Below are 17,362 nucleotides of genomic sequence, written 5' to 3'. Positions count from 1 at the left end.
GCGGGCTTGCCCGCGATCCCCCGCCGAAGGCTGGGGGCAACGAACCTGATGGAATATTTAAAGACATGAGCGACCAACAACTCGACCCGCAAGCCCTGCAACAGGAAGAAAACTCCCTGATCGCCCTGCGCAAGGAAAAGCTTGCTGCCGAGCGCGCCAAGGGTAACGCCTTCCCCAATGACTTCCGTCGCGACAACTACTGCGATGCCTTGCAGAAGCAATACGCGGACAAGACCAAGGAAGAACTGGCAGAGGCTGCGATCCCGGTCAAGGTGGCAGGTCGCATCATGCTCAACCGTGGCTCGTTCATGGTGATCCAGGACATGACCGGTCGCATCCAGGTCTACGTCAACCGCAAGACCCTGTCCGAAGAAACCCTGGCCTCGGTGAAAACCTGGGACATGGGCGACATCATCGCCGCCGAAGGCACCCTGGCCCGTTCCGGCAAGGGCGACCTGTACGTCGAGATGACCAATGTACGCCTGCTGACCAAGTCCCTGCGCCCGCTGCCAGACAAGCACCACGGCCTGACCGACACCGAACAGCGCTATCGCCAGCGCTACGTTGACCTGATCGTCAACGAAGACGTGCGCCAGACCTTCCGCGTACGCTCGCAAGTCATTGCTCACATCCGCAGCTTCCTGATGCAGCGTGACTTCCTGGAAGTGGAAACCCCGATGCTGCAGACCATCCCGGGTGGTGCCGCAGCCAAGCCGTTCGAGACCCACCACAACGCGCTGGACATGGAAATGTTCCTGCGTATTGCGCCTGAGCTGTACCTCAAGCGGCTTGTTGTTGGCGGCTTTGAAAAGGTGTTCGAGATCAACCGCAACTTCCGTAACGAAGGCGTCTCGACCCGTCACAACCCTGAATTCACCATGTTGGAGTTCTACCAGGCCTACGCCGACTACGAAGACAACATGGACCTGACCGAAGAGCTGTTCCGCGAGCTGGCACAGCTGGTGCTGGGCAGCACAGACGTGCCGTACGGCGACAAGGTGTTCCACTTCGGCGAGCCATTCGTGCGCTTGTCGGTGTTCGACTCGATCCTCAAGTACAACCCCGAGCTGACCGCTGACGACCTCAACGACATCGACAAGGCCCGTGCCATTGCCAAGAAAGCCGGCGCCAAGGTGCTGGGCTTCGAAGGCCTGGGCAAGCTGCAGGTGATGATTTTCGAAGAACTGGTGGAGCACAAGCTGGAACAGCCGCACTTCATTACCCAATACCCGTTCGAAGTGTCGCCGCTGGCCCGTCGCAACGACGACAACCCGAACGTCACCGACCGTTTCGAGCTGTTCATCGGTGGCCGCGAAATCGCCAACGCCTATTCCGAGCTTAACGATGCGGAAGACCAGGCCGAGCGCTTCATGGCCCAGGTGGCCGACAAGGACGCCGGTGACGACGAAGCCATGCACTACGATGCCGACTTCGTTCGGGCCCTGGAGTACGGCATGCCGCCGACTGCCGGTGAAGGTATCGGCATTGACCGTCTGGTGATGTTGTTGACCAACTCGCCGTCGATCCGCGACGTGATCCTGTTCCCGCACATGCGGCCACAAGCGTAACCGTAGCGAAATCCGAAGCCGCCTTTTATAAGGCGGCTTTTTTATGTGGCCTGTTCAAGTGGTGCTCGTCATTGATCGTTCCCACGCTCCGCGTGGGAGTGCACTCTGTGACGCTCCGCGTCACCTCTAAAGGAAGAAGTGTGGTGAACCGCATAATGGCTCAAGAAGGTGCCGCCGGCATTGCTGCTGCCGTGGCTGAAAGTGTTCAGTACCAGGGCCGCAAGGCCAGTCGGCGGGGCAGCGAGCAGCGCCGGCAAGACATTCTCGATGCGGCCATGCGTATCGTCGTGCGCGATGGCGTGCGGGCCGTACGTCATCGGGCAGTGGCGGCAGAGGCGGGGGTGCCGCTGTCGGCCACCACCTATTACTTCAAAGACATCGACGACCTGCTCACCGACACCTTCGCCCAATACGTGGAGCGCAGCGCCGCTTTCATGGGCAAGCTGTGGGTGCGCAACGAAGGCCTGTTGCGCGAGATGGTCGCCTATGGTGACGGCAGCCCGCAGTCGCGCTCGCAACTGGCCGATGATATCGCCCGCCTGACCGCCGACTATGTGCTGCGCCAGCTGACCAACCGCCGCGAATACCTGATGGCCGAGCAGGCTTTTCGCCAGGAAGCCCTGCTCAACCCGCGCCTGGCCGAACTGGTACGCTCCCACCAACAGATCCTGTTGCAGGGCACCGGGCAGTTTTTCCAGGTATTGGGTTCCCGTGAGCCACAGCAGGATGCCAAGGTGTTGACGGCTATCATCAGTCGGATGGAATATCAGGGCCTGTTGGGCGGCGCAGAGCCTTTGACGGGTGACGAGATGCTTGAAATCCTCAAGCGTCACATGCACCTGGTATTGGCCTCGGCCTAGCCCTGTGCGCAATCTGCTTTGGGTGGGGGCAGGCAAGCCAGCTCCTACCTCTGATGGGTCTGCTGCTCAGATGTGAAGCCGTGCGCTAACTGCGCGTGGGCCAATAACGTTTAAAGAGGAAGCACCGGGTGGACGATTACCAGCAGACGATACGCACCTTGTCCGATCGCATTGTGCTGGCGCAAACACCGATCCGCGTCCTTGATGCGGTGAAATGGGACGAGAACATTCGTCAGGGATTTCTCAAGGCCAAGGGCAAGGCGATGCCTGCCGTAGACCGTGATTACTACCTGAACCGGCCGCTGTCGTTCGATTCCAGTGCGGTGAAGCTGGAGTTTCAGAACATCGAGCGCGACATCACCCGTCGCCTTGGGCAATTCAGTCCGGTGGGGCAGATCATGCGGCGCATGTGCCGTGAATACCGCATGGTGGTGCGCATGCTTGAAGCGCGCGGCACCGAGGACTTCGGTCTGATTTCCCAAGAGCTTTACGGCGCCGCCTCCGATGCGTTCCACGCCGGCGACCCGACCCTGGCCGACCTTGGCCTGATGCTCTCCGACTACCTGAACAACATCGATGGCCGGGGTGACCTCAAGGACGAAGCCAAGACCCTCACCGCCAAGGACGCGGTCAGCCTGCTGCAAACGCGCCTGAACAAGGTGTTTGGCGAAGCCGAAGAGACCATCCGCGTGTTCGAGTCCGACGGCATCGTCGCCGATGCGGCAGCGGGCGCCGACTACATCAAGATCCGCGCCGATGCGATGTTCAATGACCGCGACGTGCGCGCCCTCGAAGTGCATGAAGGGTTGGTGCATGTGGGCACCACCCTTAACGGCCAGAACCAGCCGATCTGCACGTTTCTGTCCAAGGGCCCGCCGTCGTCCACCGTCACCCAGGAAGGCCTGGCGATCCTGATGGAAATCATCACGTTTGCCTCCTACCCCAGCCGCCTGCGCAAACTCACCAACCGGACCCGCGCCATCCATATGGTGGAGGAGGGCGCTGACTTCCTGCAGGTGTTCGAGTTCTTCCGCGAGCAAGGCTTTGAAATGGCCGAAAGCTATGGGAATGCCAGCCGGGTATTTCGTGGCTCGGTGCCCACCGGCCTGCCATTTACCAAGGATTTGTCCTACCTCAAGGGCTTTATCATGGTCTACAACTACATCCAGCTCGCCGTGCGCAAAGGCAAGCTGGAGCAAGTGCCGCTGCTGTTCTGCGGCAAGACCACCCTTGAAGACATGCGTACCCTGCGCCAGTTGGTCGACGAAGGCCTGGTGGTGCCGCCCAAGTACCTGCCGGAGCAGTTTCGTGACATGAACGCGCTGGCGGCCTGGATGTGCTTCTCCAACTTCCTCAACCACTTGAGCCTGGACCGGATCGAGGCGGATTACTCCAATATCCTGTAACTGACGAAACCGAATCAAAAAATGTGGGAGCTGGCTTGCCTGCGATAGCGCTGGGTCAGCCAGCACTCAGTCACTGATAGACCGCTATCGCAGGCAAGCCAGCTCCCACATTTGATCTTTACTGGTCTTCAGAACTTTCGCGAGGTTTCAACGGATGAGAATCCTCGGCATTTTATGCCTGCTACTCACATTGAACGGCTGCAGCTCCTTGCTGTTCTACCCCGAGCCCGGCCTACCCTTCACCCCGGAAAAAGCCCACCTGCAATACCGCGACGTCACGCTCACCACCGCAGATGGCGTGAAACTGCATGCCTGGTGGCTGCCGGCAAAACCCGGTGTCCCGCTCAAGGGCACAGTCCTGCATTTGCACGGCAACGGCGGCAACCTCGCCTGGCACCTGGGGGGCAGTTGGTGGTTGCCGGAGCAGGGTTATCAAGTGCTGTTGCTGGACTATCGCGGCTATGGGCTGTCGGAAGGCAAGCCGTCGTTGCCGGCGATCTACCAGGATATCGACGCCGCCTTCGGCTGGATCGACAAGGCGCCTGAAACCCAGGGGCAACCGTTGGTTATTCTCGGCCAAAGCCTGGGCGGTGCACTGGCGGTGCATTACCTGGCAGCCCACCCGGAGCGTCAAGCCCAGCTAAAAGCCTTGGTACTGGACGGCGTGCCAGCCAGTTATCGTGACGTAGGACAATTCGCCCTGAGCACTTCCTGGTTAACCTGGCCGTTGCAGGTGCCGCTGTCGTGGCTGGTGCCCGACGCCGACAGTGCGATCAATGCCATTCCCCGGTTGACCGGTGTGCCCAAGCTGCTGTTCCACAGCCTGGATGACCCGATCGTGCCGGTGGCCAATGGGATCCGCCTGTATCAAGCGGCGCCACCGCCCAGGGTGTTGCAACTGACCCGTGGCGGCCATGTGCAGACCTTTGCCGACAAAACCTGGCAGACCGTCATGCTGCGTTATCTGGACGACCCTCAGCACTTCAACGGCTTGCGTCGCCTGGGGGAAATTCCGAATTACCCTATTCCTAAAGTTGACTCATCAGAGAGCCCGCAATGAGCGAAGAACGCAACATGATCCCGCTGATCCTCACCGGCATCGGTACCATCCTCGGCACCGTTGGCTGCCTGTGGTACTACGGCTATCTGCACTTCGCCAAGCCGGAAGATGCGTTGCTGCTCAGCGATTTCACCATGCTCAAGACCATACCGGGCGAAGATTACAAAGTCTCCCTGACCCCGGCCGCGCAAGTGGCGCAGTGTGTTGACGGCGTATTGGTGATGTTTGATACCGAGCAGAAAGGCTTGAGCGGCGTGCTGGTGAACAACAAGAAGCAGGCCGTACGTTGTATAGGTCAAGAAACGCCGAAACTGGAGCAGTAGGACAGGCAGTGTGGGGAAAGCTGGAACCATTTTGAGTGAGTTGCCACTGATTTGGGACCGAGCAGCAACGCTGATTCGGTTAACTCTTTAACTTGATTTGGAGTCACATATGTCTATAAGTGGAGTTGGTCCTTCCCAAGGTGGTTTTGGCGCTCAAGATGCAGGTCAACAATCCGGTGACGTAGGCAGCCTCAAGAAAGAGATTGAGGATCTGAAGAAGCAAATAGGTCAGATGCAATCTCAAGGTGCCGGTGGTTCAGAGGGCGGCGGCGGTTCGGGAGGCGCTATGGATGACCTTAAAAAACTGCTGAAAGAACTCGAGGAAAAGCTTAAAGCAATGGAAGGCCAAGAGGGTAAAGGCGCCGATGGCGAAGGCAGCAAGCCTGGTGGCGAAGGTAGCGCAAAGATTTCCATTGATTTCCAGCAGTAACATGAATAACGGGAACCGTCTTGCGTCAGAAGCCACAAAAGCGTCATGACTCATAAAGATTGGGGCCGAGACAGTGGCGATTACTATTGCTGCGATACGCAATATGTTGAACATGGCGAGAGGGCATGAAGAACTGGAGCGCAAAGTTGCCCAGACGCATGAGCTTAGCCAACTGATGGACAAGCTATCGAGCGCGAAGATAGAAATGCCGCTCGAAGATACACATCGTCCAGTCGGGTTCGACGAACCCAAAAAAAACCCACCGTAAGGTGGGTTTTTTATCCAGCATCAATCAGTTAGCAACGGAAGACCGTGGCTTGACCGGCTGGTTGTCGTTGGAAATGGTCACTTCCACGCGACGGTTCATGGCGCGGCCGGAGACGCTGCCGTTATCGGCAACCGGGTATTCCTTGCCATAACCCTGGGTCACGATACGCGAGATATCCACGCCTTGTTGAGCCAGTGCACGCTGAACAGAAGCGGCACGACGCTCAGACAGGCTCTGGTTGTACGAGTCGGAACCGGTGCTGTCGGTATAGCCTTCGACGATCACTTTACGGTCTGGGTTATCGCGAAGGAACTGAGCCAGCTTGGTGATGTTCACCAGGCCGCTGGATTTCAGATCGGACTTGTTGGTGGCGAACAGCACGTCACCGAAAGTCACCAGGGTGCCGCGATCGGTTTGTTTGGCGTTCAAGCTGTTTTGCAGTTGCTTGATTTGTGCGTCACGAGCGTCCAGCAGGGCGCGGGCACGTTCGTCACCAGCGTTTTTCAGCTTGGCCTCGGATTCGCGCAGGACGATGGTGTCCTTGGCCACTTCAACGCGCTGGTTGGTCAGGTAGGCCAACTGGTCGACTTTCTTCTCGTCTTCCTTGTCGCGGTAGGCCTTGTCAGCCTTGTCCAGCCATTCGCTGGCGTCTTTGGTTTCCAGCGCCGCCAGCTTGGTGGCTTGCGGGTTGGTTTGCAGGGACGAGAAATTGGTCCGCGCATTTTCCAGGTTCGCGTTCGGCGGGGTGGAGCAGGCCGCCAAGGCAACGCTCATCGCCAGCAGGGCAGGGATCATCAATTGTTTACGCATAGTCGTGTCGTCCTTTCAATTCGATATCAGGTGCGATGCAGTCAAGGGGCTGCGGCTTACTTCTGCATGATTGCAGCTGGGCGCATGCCTTCCTTACGCAGTTCTTCAACAGCCTTCTGGGAATCCTTCACAGCCTGTTGAGCCTTGGCAGCCTGGGCTTTACGCTCAGCGACGCGAGCATCCCACTCGGCTTGTTCAGCCAATTGGCGAGCCTTGTCGTAGTTCTTGTCGTGCATGGCAATCTCAGCTTCTTTGAGCTTGTCCTGGGCCGACTTCATTTCCACCGCCGCATACTCGGTACCGCCGGCGCTGACTGCGCTGTTGACGGCCGATTGGGTTACGGCGTACTGCTCGGTTGGAGGGTTGCCGGCGCAGCCAGCCAGAACGAAGCTGGTGCCGATTGCCAGCGCGGCCAATTTGAGCCCGCGCAGGTGGTTAAACGAGGATTTGGCAGTGCTGGTGTTCATCGTCTTCAACTCCATTGGATAACTCCTGAAAAACATCAAAATCCATCTGGGCGTATCGATTTCGGGCCCGTCGGTAAAGCACATGGCGTCCGTTCAAACGACCGTTCCACAAGTGATGGCTACTGGCTGTGACCGGAGGCTTTTTTCAAAAGTTCAGCGGATATGGCGATTTGCCTAAAAAAATATCTGACTGATTGGTCAGTGTTTGAAAAATGGAACTTTCGCGGTGCGCAGCGGTACCTCCGGGCCTGTAAAAGGCCCGAAATACGTGGGTTTAATTGACGTCAATAAATGTTTATCAGTGTTTTTGTTCGTCAGCGCCGGCCGACAAATCATGTAAGTGGCGACGGGATAAAGTAAGAAAGCGTGGCGTGGGGCCGACGTCTTCATACAGCGGGTCACCCTCTTCGTCAGTGGCAATTACCTGCTGGCCCTGGATGTAGGGAAAGCTGGCTTCCAGCTCTTCTAGGGCGGCACCGATCAACTCGCCGAGCAGTTCTTCGACATGGCGCTTGGGGTACATCTCGGCAATGGCCGCCAGCCGTGCAGCGGCTTCTACATCCAGATGAATGGCGTATTCAGTCTTGGTCAAGCGACCCTTGGCGGTTTCTTCCCAATGCTGGGCCAGTTCTCGAATTTTCATGGCTACCTCAATAAAGCCTGCGATGGCAGGCGGTGATGAGCGACCAGCCGCCTGCGCGGATGACGCGGCGACTCACCGTTGAGACTAGCTGCAAGCGCCAAGGTTTAAAGTCGTTTGCGTTCGGCCTTGTCAGAAACCGACGTCGGCGGCACTCTGAAGCACCTGCGCGTCCCGGATTTCTGGCTGGAGATTGGCTGATGAGTGATATCGATGCACGCTTGCGTGAGGATGTTCACCTGCTGGGTGAGCTGTTGGGCAACACCATTCGAGAGCAGTACGGCGAGGCTTTCCTCGAGAAGATCGAGCAGATCCGCAAAGGCGCCAAGGCCGACCGTCGCGGAGCCGTTTCAGAGAAAGCCGCTGGCGATGAGTTGAGCGCCAGCCTCAACCAGTTGCAGGAGGACGAACTGCTGCCGGTGGCCCGAGCCTTCAACCAGTTCCTCAACCTGGCCAACATTGCCGAACAATATCAATTGATTCATCGGCGCGATGAATCGCAACCCGCGCCGTTCGAATCCCGGGTGTTGCCGGAGTTGCTGGCCCGTCTGCAAAGTGAAGGTCACAGCAATGAATCCCTGGCCCGGCAGTTGGCGCGGCTGGACATCGAGCTGGTGCTCACCGCCCACCCCACCGAAGTGGCCCGCCGCACGCTGATCCAGAAATACGATGCCATTGCTGCGCAACTGGCCTTGCAGGATCACCGCGACCTCACCACCGCCGAGCGCGAGCAGATTCGCGAGCGCTTGCAACGCTTGATCGCCGAAGCCTGGCACACCGAAGAAATCCGTCGGGTGCGGCCCACCCCGGTGGACGAAGCCAAATGGGGCTTTGCGGTGATCGAGCATTCGCTGTGGCACGCCATCCCCAATTACCTGCGCAAGGCCGACCAGGCCCTGCACGCCGCCACCGGCCTGCGCCTGCCCCTGGAGGCTGCGCCGATTCGCTTTGCTTCGTGGATGGGTGGCGATCGTGACGGCAACCCGAACGTCACCGCGCCGGTCACGCGCGAAGTGCTGTTGCTGGCGCGTTGGATGGCGGCGGATTTGTATCTGCGTGACATTGATCAATTGGCCTCCGAGCTGTCGATGCAACAGGCCAGCCCGGCGTTGCAAGCCAAAGTCGGCGACAGCGTCGAACCTTATCGTGCCTTGCTAAAGCAACTGCGTGAACGCCTGCGCGCCACGCGCCAGTGGGCCCACACCTCGTTGACCAGCACCACCCCGGCGCCGGCCGAGGTGTTGCAGAACAACCGCGACCTGCTGGACCCGCTACAACTGTGCTACCAATCGCTGCACGAATGCGGCATGGGCGTGATCGCCGATGGCCCGCTGCTCGACTGCCTGCGCCGTGCCGTGACGTTCGGCCTGTTCCTGGTGCGCCTGGATGTGCGCCAGGACTCCAGCCGTCACTCGGCGGCCATGACCGAAATCACCGATTACCTGGGCCTGGGGCGTTATGAGGACTGGGATGAGGATGCGCGTATCAGCTTCCTCACCCAGGAACTGACCAATCGGCGGCCATTGCTGCCGGGTTACTTCAAACCCTCGGCGGACACTGCCGAGGTGCTCAATACCTGCAAGGAAATCGCCGCCGCACCAGCCGCATCATTAGGTTCGTATGTCATCTCCATGGCCGGCGCCGCGTCGGATGTGCTGGCGGTGCAACTGCTGTTGAAGGAATCCGGTGTACAGCGGCCAATGCGCGTAGTGCCATTGTTCGAGACCCTGGCCGACCTGGACAACGCCGGGCCGGTGATGGAGCGCCTGTTGCAACTACCGGGTTACCGCGCGCGCTTGCAGGGCCCGCAGGAAGTGATGATTGGCTACTCGGACTCGGCCAAGGACGCCGGCACCACGGCCGCCGCCTGGGCACAGTACCGCGCCCAGGAGCGCCTGGTGGACATCTGCCGCGAGCAACAGGTGGAGCTGTTGTTGTTCCACGGTCGCGGCGGCACTGTTGGTCGTGGCGGTGGCCCGGCGCACGCTGCCATCCTGTCGCAGCCACCGGGCTCGGTAGCGGGGCGGTTCCGCACCACTGAGCAGGGAGAGATGATTCGCTTCAAATTCGGCCTGCCGGATATCGCTGAGCAGAACCTCAATCTCTACCTGGCCGCGGTACTGGAAGCGACCCTGTTACCGCCGCCGCCTCCCGAGCCTGCCTGGCGTCATCTGATGGACGAACTGGCGGCAGACGGTGTCAGCGCTTACCGGGCCGTGGTGCGGGAAAATCCGCAGTTCGTCGAGTACTTCCGCCAGTCCACGCCGGAGCAGGAGTTGGGCCGTTTGCCTTTGGGCAGTCGCCCGGCCAAGCGTCGTGCGGGCGGGATTGAGAGCTTGCGCGCCATCCCATGGATCTTTGGCTGGACCCAGACGCGCCTGATGCTGCCCGCCTGGCTCGGCTGGGAAGCGGCACTGAGCAAGGCGCTGGAGCGCGGTGAAGGTCAATTGCTGGGGCAGATGCGCGAGCAGTGGCCGTTCTTTCGCACGCGCATCGACATGCTGGAAATGGTCCTGGCCAAGGCCGATGCCGATATCGCCCGTCTTTATGATGAGCGCCTGGTGCAGCCGGACCTGCTGGCATTGGGTGCGCACTTACGCGACCTATTGTCGCAGGCGTGTGACGTGGTCCTTGGCCTGACCGGCCAGTCGCAGCTGCTGGCCCATAGCCCCGACACCCTGGAGTTCATCCGCCTGCGCAACACCTACCTCGACCCCTTGCACCTGTTGCAGGCCGAGTTGCTGGCACGTTCCCGTCAGCAGGAGGCTGCCCAAGACAGCCCTCTGGAACAGGCGCTGCTGGTGTCCGTGGCCGGTATCGCGGCCGGTTTGCGCAACACCGGCTGAGGTTTTTTGCGTGTACTCAATGGCTTGCGGATAAACCGCGACGACCGCCCGGAAACGGGCGGTCGTCGTTTGAGAGGGTGGGTTGCGCTCAGGCACACCCTGGCGCTGACGCATGTGCGGCGCGGGTTTCTCCGACTTTTGGCGGCTTGTATGGTGAGGGCCCGCTGTGTATCTTGATCAGCCTTTGGCCGTTTGATCGGCCTAGAACCACATTTTTACGAGATTGGCCCCACGCGGCGAATCCGAGCGTCATCTCTATAAAAAATTGAGGAGCACATCGATGCGCGTCATTCTGCTGGGAGCTCCCGGGGCCGGTAAAGGTACTCAGGCAAAGTTCATCACTGAAAAATTCGGCATTCCACAAATCTCCACCGGCGACATGCTGCGTGCGGCCGTCAAGGCTGGCACCGAACTGGGCCTGATCGCCAAGAGCGTGATGGACAGCGGCGGCCTGGTCTCCGATGACCTGATCATCAACCTGGTCAAGGAACGCATCAGCCAGGAAGACTGCAAGAACGGTTTCCTGTTCGACGGCTTCCCACGCACCATTCCCCAGGCTGAAGCCTTGGTGAAGGCGGGCGTGGAGTTGGACGCCGTGGTCGAAATCGCGGTTGAAGACGAAGAGATCGTCCAGCGTATCGCTGGCCGTCGTGTTCACGAAGGCTCTGGCCGCGTGTACCACATCGTCTACAACCCGCCGAAAGTGGAAGGCAAGGACGATGTCACCGGCGAAGACCTGGTGCAGCGTAAAGACGACACCGAAGAAACCGTGCGTCATCGCCTGTCGGTCTACCATTCCCAGACCAAGCCCCTGGTGGACTTCTACCAGAAGCTGTCCGCAGCCCAGGGCAAGCCGAAATACAGCCACATCCCTGGTGTGGGCTCGGTAGAGGCCATCACCGCCAAGGTGCTGCAAGCACTGAGCTGATCCCTTGATCAGCGGCACAGACAACGGCCCGCTTGCGGGTCGTTGTTGTTTATACTGGCGCACTTTTTTCCGACTTGGACACCCACACCGATGAGTACCCTGCTGGCCCTGGACACCGCGACTGAAGCTTGCTCCGTTGCCTTGCTGCACGATGGCAAGGTCACGAGCCACTACGAGGTGATCCCGCGCCTGCACGCGCAGAAATTGTTGCCGATGATTAAGCAACTGCTTGAAGACGCCGGTACCACCCTGGCTGCCGTGGATGCCATCGCGTTTGGCCGTGGCCCAGGTGCGTTCACTGGCGTGCGCATCGCCATCGGCGTGGTGCAGGGCCTGGCCTTTGCGCTGGAGCGCCCGGTGTTGCCGGTGTCCAACCTGGCGGTACTGGCCCAGCGCGCGTTGCGTGAGCACGGGGCGTCGCAAGTGGCAGCGGCAATTGATGCGCGCATGGATGAAGTTTACTGGGGTTGCTACCGTGAGACTGCAGGCGAAATGCGCCTGGTCGGTGCGGAAGCGGTGCTGGCCCCCGAAGCGGCGCAGTTGCCCGCTGACGCCAGCGGCGATTGGTTCGGTGCCGGCACGGGTTGGGGTTATGGCGAACGCATCAAGGTGACCTGTGCCGAGCAGGACGCGGCGATGTTGCCACACGCCGAAGACCTGCTGGCGTTGGCACGTTTCGCATTCGAGCGCGGCGAGGCGATTGCGGCGGACCAGGCAGCACCGGTGTACCTGCGCGATAAAGTCGCGCAGACCAAGGCCGAACGCGGGATTATTTGACGCCAAAAAGGTGGGTGTTACGCGGCAAATTTCGCCAATCGTCAGAATTTGCCTGGGTTTTTAAACCTTTTACAAATTATGTGTTCTAGTTATCACCAGAGCATTTGCGCGCCATGGAAAGTGCCGCTAAATTGCCATCATTGATACCGAGTCTGCATGTATGCGTATAGACGGTTTTTCCTCACAGTCGTACCCCCTCAAGCGTAAGCCGCGCAAGGCGAGCGTGACGGTAGACGAGTCCGTCGAGGATTCACCGGACTTCATCGAAGTACACACCGATACGCCTTCCAAAGCTCAAGGCGCCTCGAGCGCCCGCATCAGCGGCGTTCCTGCCCGTCAGCAAGACATGGTCTTTCCCCGTTCCATGAGCAAAAGCGTTGCCACCGCCTTGGCCAGCTACCTGACCACTGCCGGCTTTGTCGAATGGGATATGGAAGTGCTGGGTCTCGATATCCATATCTGATGCGTTTGCCTTATTACATCGGCTGCCCGTCCTGGAGTGAAAACGCCTGGCGCGAGTACCTGTATCCCGTTGAGGCACGTTCCAGCGATTACCTCGGGCTCTATTCCCAGGTCTTCAACGCCGTTGAGGGCAATACCACTTTTTATGCTCGCCCCTCGGCCGCCACTGTGCAGCGCTGGGCCGAAATCATGCCTGATGATTTTCGCTTCACCGCCAAATTTCCCGGCGATATCAGCCATGCTGGCGATTTGCGTGAACAGTTGCCGGCGGCAGAAAGTTTTGTCGGCTTGATGAGCCCTTTGGGTGAGCGCGTTTCACCGCTGTGGCTGCAGCTCTCGAAGAGCTTTACGCCGCCACGCCTGGCGGAGCTGGCTGGATTTCTCGATGGCATTGATCGGCCGCTGGCCGTGGAGGTGCGTCATGAACTGTTCTTCGCCAAGGGTGATGCTGAGCGCATGCTCAACCGCCTGTTGCGCGATCGCGGTGTCGAGCGCATCTGCCTCGATCCACGTGCCCTGTTCAGTTGTACCTCTACCTCGGAAGCGGTGCTGCATGCCCAGTCCAAAAAGCCCCGGGTGCCACCGCGCCCAGCGGCCCTGACGCAGTTTCCCCAGGTGCGCTTCATCGGGCATCCGGACCTTGAGGCCAATGACCCGTTCCTGATCCCATGGGTGGAAAAGATCGCCAGTTGGATCGAAGAGGGCCGCACGCCCTATATGTTCCTGCACACCTCGGACAATCGTCTCGCGGCACAACTGGCGCTGCGCTTCCACGCCAAGCTGATGGTGCGCCTGCCAGGGCTACCGCCGCTGCCTGCCTTGCATCGAGAACCCGTGGCGGAGCAGCTCGGGCTACTTTGAGGGTCGAGCCGTGGGTGTGGTCAAGACATTGAGTGTGTTGCTGGTGCTGGTGGGCGCATTTGCGTTGGCCGTCTGGCGGGGTTGGGTGCCGATGCCGGCCGAGTGGAACCCCTGGGCGCCCTTGGATGTGCGGGCCAGCCCCAACCTGTTGACGCGCTACAAGCTCAGTCGTTTGCAGGACGATCCGGCGCTGTGTGACCAGGTGTTGAACACCTCTGGTCTGCGCGTGAGCCGCCAGGCCGATACACCGGCTGATGCGGCGTGCCCCTTGCGCAATATTCTGCGTGTGCAGGGCGCTGACGTGGCCTTGAGCAGCAGCTTTCTCGCCAGTTGCCCGCTGGCGGTGGCGTTCGCCTTGTTCGAGCGCCATAGCCTGCAACCGGCGGCCCAGGCCGTGTTTGGCCAGGCGGTGAGCCGCGTCGAGCATTTGGGCAGTTTTGCCTGCCGTAATATCTACAACCGCGCCGACGGTCGACTCAGCCAGCATGCCTCGGCCAATGCGCTGGATATCGCCGGTTTTCGCCTGGCGGATGGGCGCAGCATCAGCGTGCTCAAGGATTGGCCGGGGCAGAGCGACAGTGCGCGTTTCCTGCGTTTGGTACGCGATGGCGCCTGTGATGATTTCAACGTGGTGTTGAGCCCGGACTACAACGCGGCTCATCGCAACCATTTCCATCTCGACATGGGGCGTTGGTGGGTGTGTCGCTAGGGTTCAGGCGGCCAGGCGCAGGTTGTGGGTCACCAGCGGGCGTGCCCAGTAGTAATCGAAATCCAGTGCCTTTTGCTGCGCCAGCAGCTCTTCTTCAGGGTACGGCGTGGCGGCCGGTGGCAGCAGGTCCAGCTCGAATTCGGCAATCGGCAGGTGCAGTGGGCGTGGTTGTGGCGCGGGGCCTGGCCCGGGTAGCGGTTGGCCGGCGTTCAGCACGATGGGGCGCACCCACTCGCTCTCAAACGCTTGTTGGCGTTGCTGGGCGATGACTTCTTCTTCCGGGAACGGCGTGGCGGCCGGTGGCAGCAGCTCGGTTTCGAACTCGGCAATCGGCAGGAAGAGCGGTTCCGGCGGGGCGATCTCGGTGTCTTTCACATCGCACTCACGCTGGGTGAGGATCTGCGCCAGCAGGTCGGCGCCTTCGCGGGGTTCAACTGCCGGGTCTGCCGGGGCGGGCGCCTTGGCGGCGAGCGCGTCCGGCGTTTCACCGAGCTGCTCGGCCAACGCGCGGGCGAAGAAGTCCTGCCACACATGACTCACCCCGGCCAGCGCTTGGGTATTGCGCAGGCCGTAATGGTTGTGGGTCGGCAGTACACCGATGGAAAGGGGAAGAATGTCTGACATTTTTCTCGGTCGACGCTCAGCTCTGGCAAAATACCTGACTGTGATTTTTATCGGCCGTTGTTTGCCGATCCTTAATATTTTTGAGCGTGGCGATTGATGAACGAACAACCAGCGGCCAGCCGCATCCAGGTCCAAGCCTTGGCTGACAGCTTCCAGGCCCGCGCTGAACAGTGGGCTTCGCTGCTGGGGTTGCCTCTGCAGGTGGCCGATGCGGATTTTTCCCTGCAAGTGGGGGAGCACGGCTTGCAGTTGCAACAGCTTGGGCCTGATGCGCCAGGGCCGGTGCGGGTCGACTTTGTCGAAGGCGGCGCGGCGCATCGGCGATTGTATGGTGGTGGCAGCGGGCAGATGATCGCCAAGGCGGTGGGCATCGCCCAGGGCGTGCGCCCGCGAGTGCTGGATGCCACGGCTGGCTTGGGCAAGGACGCGTTCGTGCTGGCCAGCCTCGGGTGTGAGATGAGCCTGATCGAGCGCCAGCCGTTGATCGGCGCCTTGCTCGAAGATGGCCTGGCACGCGCTGCCGAAGATTTTGACGTGGCGCCGATTGTGGCGCGCATGAAGCTGCTCAAGGGCAACTCCATCGACGTGATGCTCAATTGGCAGGGCGAGCCGCCTCAGGTGATCTACCTGGACCCAATGTTTCCGCACCGTGAGAAAACTGCCCTGGTGAAGAAGGAAATGCGCCTGTTCCGGCCGTTGGTGGGCGATGACCCGGATGCACCGGCGTTGCTTGCGGCCGCTCTGGCTTTGGCCAGCCATCGGGTGGTGGTCAAGCGGCCGCGCAAGGCACCCTGTATTGAGGGGCCGAAGCCAAGCCATGCGCTGGATGGCAAGTCCAGCCGCTACGACATTTATCCCAAGAAAGCGCTCAAGCCGTAAGCTGCAAACAGCAGCACTTATCTCCCAGGTGCGCCGCAATCCAGATGTGGGAGATTCTATGGTTGGGGGGAAGCCCCCAAACCCGCTTTTGATTGGTACTCGCTCTGGTTTTTCATGAGCGAAAAGGCGATACGCGCTAACTTGCGGGCGATGATGACCAGGGCTTGAGTTGTTTTCAGGCCCCTGGCCAGATAGCCCTCGTATAAAGGCTTCCAGGCTTCTGACCTAATACCGGCTGACGCCGCGTTATGCAGCAACCTGCGGATCTCTGAGTCTCCTTTCTTGCTTAACGAACGACGTCCGTTCATTTGCCCTGAGTCGGACACCCTCAAGTCCATTCCCAGAAAAGCAATATAAGCGTCAGCACTTTCAAACTCTCCTCGTTGAAAGGCCATAGTCAGGGCAACTGCCGTAAGAAAACCAATGCCCTCTACGGCTTGGCAGCGCCTGACTTGATGCAAGACACCCGCTTCAGTGACAGCAGCTAATATCCGTTTTTCAATGAGCGCTTCATGTCTATCAAGACAAGCTGAAATGCTCTTGGACGAGGCTTTGAGCAACGGCTCACCTGCCCAGCTCTGGTTCAGAGCAACACGCATCTTCACCAGTGCGGCACGTCGGCGAAGCGTATCCGTCCGGCCAACACACCTTCCTGACGCAACCACCGAAGGACCAGCCCGTTTTGCGAAACCTCGGCTGTAGTTTACGACTTCAGCCTCAGCCGGGCCGGCGAGCATGCGCGTAACTTCCTACAAGACTGGAAGGGCAAGCTGGCCTGCGATGATTTCGGCGATTACAAGGCCAGCTTCGAACTCGGCGTGACTGAAATCGGCTGCATGGCTCATGCCCGGCGCAAGTTCTTCGAACTGCATGCGACTCACAAGAGCGCGCTGGCTGAGCAAGCCTTGCGTTACATGCAGGCGCTGTACGAGATCGAGGGGGAAATCGAGGATCTAGAACCGGACATACGCCGCCGAATACGGCAGGAAAAGGCGGTACCCGTGATGGATGCGTTGCATGCCTGGATGGTTGCCCAGCGCGACATCGTGCATAACGGTTCGGCCATTGGCAAAGCCTTGGATTACAGCTTGAAACGCTGGACGGCGCTGTCGCGCTACCTCGATGACGGGGCCGTGCCTATTGATAATAATTGGTGTGAGAACCAGATACGGCCTTGGGCGCTGGGGCGCAAGAACTGGCTCTTTGCTGGGTCGCTACGCAGCGGCAAACGCGCCGCTGCGATCATGAGTTTGATTCAGTCGGCCCGGAACAATGGGCACGATCCCTATGCCTACCTGAAGGATGTGCTGACGCGCCTGCCTACGCAGCGGGCAAGTGAGATTGCAGAGTTGCTGCCGCATAGGTGGCGTCCGGCTTAGTCGTGCAAGACGGTTTGCCCGTACGCTTACAAAGAAAGCCCAGCTTGAGCTGGGCTTTCTTTTGC

General features: G+C 59.9%; 18 protein-coding genes and 2 pseudogenes. 15 read left to right on the top strand and 5 right to left on the bottom strand.

Translation table 11 applies throughout. The annotated features are described in order from the left end of the window. Positions 1-65 precede the first annotated feature (65 nt). The 7 genes from lysS to HBO10_RS31100 all read left to right on the top strand — a co-directional run bounded on the left by lysS (position 66) and on the right by HBO10_RS31100 (position 5,915). Entirely contained in the window at positions 66-1,568 is a 1,503-nt protein-coding gene (gene lysS / locus HBO10_RS03380) for a lysine--tRNA ligase (protein ID WP_003189082.1), read from the top strand. A gap of 143 nt (positions 1,569-1,711) precedes the next feature. After that, entirely contained in the window at positions 1,712-2,428 is a 717-nt protein-coding gene (locus tag HBO10_RS03375) for a TetR family transcriptional regulator (protein ID WP_106117928.1), read from the top strand. Positions 2,429-2,556: 128 nt separating this feature from the next. Continuing rightward, positions 2,557-3,834 (top strand): flavohemoglobin expression-modulating QEGLA motif protein, encoded by a 1,278-nt coding sequence (locus HBO10_RS03370; RefSeq protein WP_014717201.1) that lies wholly within the window; start codon positions 2,557-2,559, stop codon positions 3,832-3,834. A gap of 154 nt (positions 3,835-3,988) precedes the next feature. After that, a complete protein-coding gene (locus HBO10_RS03365; protein WP_034126512.1) occupies positions 3,989-4,894 on the top strand; it encodes an alpha/beta hydrolase in 906 nt (301 codons plus the stop codon). Further along, the gene (locus HBO10_RS03360; RefSeq protein ID WP_034126513.1) at positions 4,891-5,217 is read left to right on the top strand and encodes a hypothetical protein; all 327 of its coding nucleotides are present in this window, start codon (positions 4,891-4,893) and stop codon (positions 5,215-5,217) included. The genes HBO10_RS03365 and HBO10_RS03360 overlap by 4 nt, the downstream gene beginning before the upstream one ends. A gap of 109 nt (positions 5,218-5,326) precedes the next feature. Continuing rightward, positions 5,327-5,647 carry a hypothetical protein gene (locus HBO10_RS03355; RefSeq protein WP_034126514.1) on the top strand — a complete coding sequence of 107 codons (321 nt, stop codon included), beginning with the start codon at positions 5,327-5,329 and terminating at the stop codon, positions 5,645-5,647. 73 nt (positions 5,648-5,720) lie between these two features. Next, complete coding sequence (locus HBO10_RS31100; protein WP_034126515.1) at positions 5,721-5,915, top strand: hypothetical protein; 195 nt, start codon at positions 5,721-5,723, stop codon at positions 5,913-5,915. A 24-nt stretch (positions 5,916-5,939) separates the two neighbouring features. On the opposite strand, the gene HBO10_RS03350 is transcribed toward HBO10_RS31100, so the two are convergent. From HBO10_RS03350 to HBO10_RS03340, 3 genes are all read right to left on the bottom strand, one after another. Further along, entirely contained in the window at positions 5,940-6,725 is a 786-nt protein-coding gene (locus HBO10_RS03350) for an OmpA family protein (RefSeq protein ID WP_034126516.1), read from the bottom strand. Between the two features lie 56 nt (positions 6,726-6,781). Next, positions 6,782-7,207 (bottom strand): DUF4398 domain-containing protein, encoded by a 426-nt coding sequence (locus HBO10_RS03345; protein WP_034126517.1) that lies wholly within the window; start codon positions 7,205-7,207, stop codon positions 6,782-6,784. A 283-nt stretch (positions 7,208-7,490) separates the two neighbouring features. After that, positions 7,491-7,835, bottom strand: a complete 345-nt coding sequence (locus HBO10_RS03340) for a hypothetical protein (protein ID WP_034126518.1) — start codon at positions 7,833-7,835, stop codon at positions 7,491-7,493. Between the two features lie 197 nt (positions 7,836-8,032). Here HBO10_RS03340 and ppc point away from each other — a divergent pair, with 197 nt between their 5' ends. The 6 genes from ppc (at position 8,033) to HBO10_RS03310 (ending at position 14,415) form a co-directional block, all read left to right on the top strand. Beyond that, positions 8,033-10,678, top strand: a complete 2,646-nt coding sequence (gene ppc / locus HBO10_RS03335; protein ID WP_034126519.1) for a phosphoenolpyruvate carboxylase — start codon at positions 8,033-8,035, stop codon at positions 10,676-10,678. A 280-nt stretch (positions 10,679-10,958) separates the two neighbouring features. Next, a complete protein-coding gene (gene adk, locus HBO10_RS03330) occupies positions 10,959-11,606 on the top strand; it encodes an adenylate kinase (RefSeq protein WP_003189104.1) in 648 nt (215 codons plus the stop codon). Positions 11,607-11,696: 90 nt separating this feature from the next. Next, positions 11,697-12,383: a tRNA (adenosine(37)-N6)-threonylcarbamoyltransferase complex dimerization subunit type 1 TsaB gene (gene tsaB, locus HBO10_RS03325; protein WP_034126520.1), complete on the top strand. Its 687-nt coding sequence runs from the start codon at positions 11,697-11,699 to the stop codon at positions 12,381-12,383. A 160-nt stretch (positions 12,384-12,543) separates the two neighbouring features. After that, positions 12,544-12,846, top strand: coding sequence for a hypothetical protein (locus tag HBO10_RS03320; RefSeq protein ID WP_034126521.1), 303 nt, complete (start codon positions 12,544-12,546; stop codon positions 12,844-12,846). Further along, a complete protein-coding gene (locus HBO10_RS03315; RefSeq protein ID WP_096144493.1) occupies positions 12,846-13,706 on the top strand; it encodes a DUF72 domain-containing protein in 861 nt (286 codons plus the stop codon). Before HBO10_RS03320 ends, HBO10_RS03315 begins: the two co-directional genes overlap by 1 nt. A gap of 10 nt (positions 13,707-13,716) precedes the next feature. Beyond that, a complete protein-coding gene (locus HBO10_RS03310) occupies positions 13,717-14,415 on the top strand; it encodes an extensin family protein (protein ID WP_034126523.1) in 699 nt (232 codons plus the stop codon). A 3-nt stretch (positions 14,416-14,418) separates the two neighbouring features. Here HBO10_RS03310 and HBO10_RS03305 read toward each other — a convergent pair whose 3' ends face one another. Continuing rightward, positions 14,419-15,039, bottom strand: a complete 621-nt coding sequence (locus tag HBO10_RS03305; protein WP_034126524.1) for a hypothetical protein — start codon at positions 15,037-15,039, stop codon at positions 14,419-14,421. 96 nt (positions 15,040-15,135) lie between these two features. Between HBO10_RS03305 and HBO10_RS03300 the strand changes: the two genes are divergently transcribed. Beyond that, positions 15,136-15,918: a class I SAM-dependent methyltransferase gene (locus HBO10_RS03300; RefSeq protein WP_014717213.1), complete on the top strand. Its 783-nt coding sequence runs from the start codon at positions 15,136-15,138 to the stop codon at positions 15,916-15,918. A 56-nt stretch (positions 15,919-15,974) separates the two neighbouring features. Here the strand turns inward: HBO10_RS03300 and HBO10_RS03295 are convergent. Next, positions 15,975-16,544: pseudogene (locus HBO10_RS03295) on the bottom strand (transposase); the annotation flags it as partial. A gap of 45 nt (positions 16,545-16,589) precedes the next feature. Here HBO10_RS03295 and HBO10_RS03290 point away from each other — a divergent pair. Continuing rightward, positions 16,590-17,297: pseudogene (locus HBO10_RS03290) on the top strand (IS66 family transposase); the annotation flags it as partial. Positions 17,298-17,362: the final 65 nt, after the last annotated feature.

It is taken from the genome of Pseudomonas sp. WS 5503 (assembly GCF_012985385.1).
Classification (GTDB): domain Bacteria; phylum Pseudomonadota; class Gammaproteobacteria; order Pseudomonadales; family Pseudomonadaceae; genus Aquipseudomonas; species Aquipseudomonas paracarnis.
Note: the sequence above shows the minus strand (reverse complement) of the source record. Positions and strands in the feature narration are given on the sequence as shown.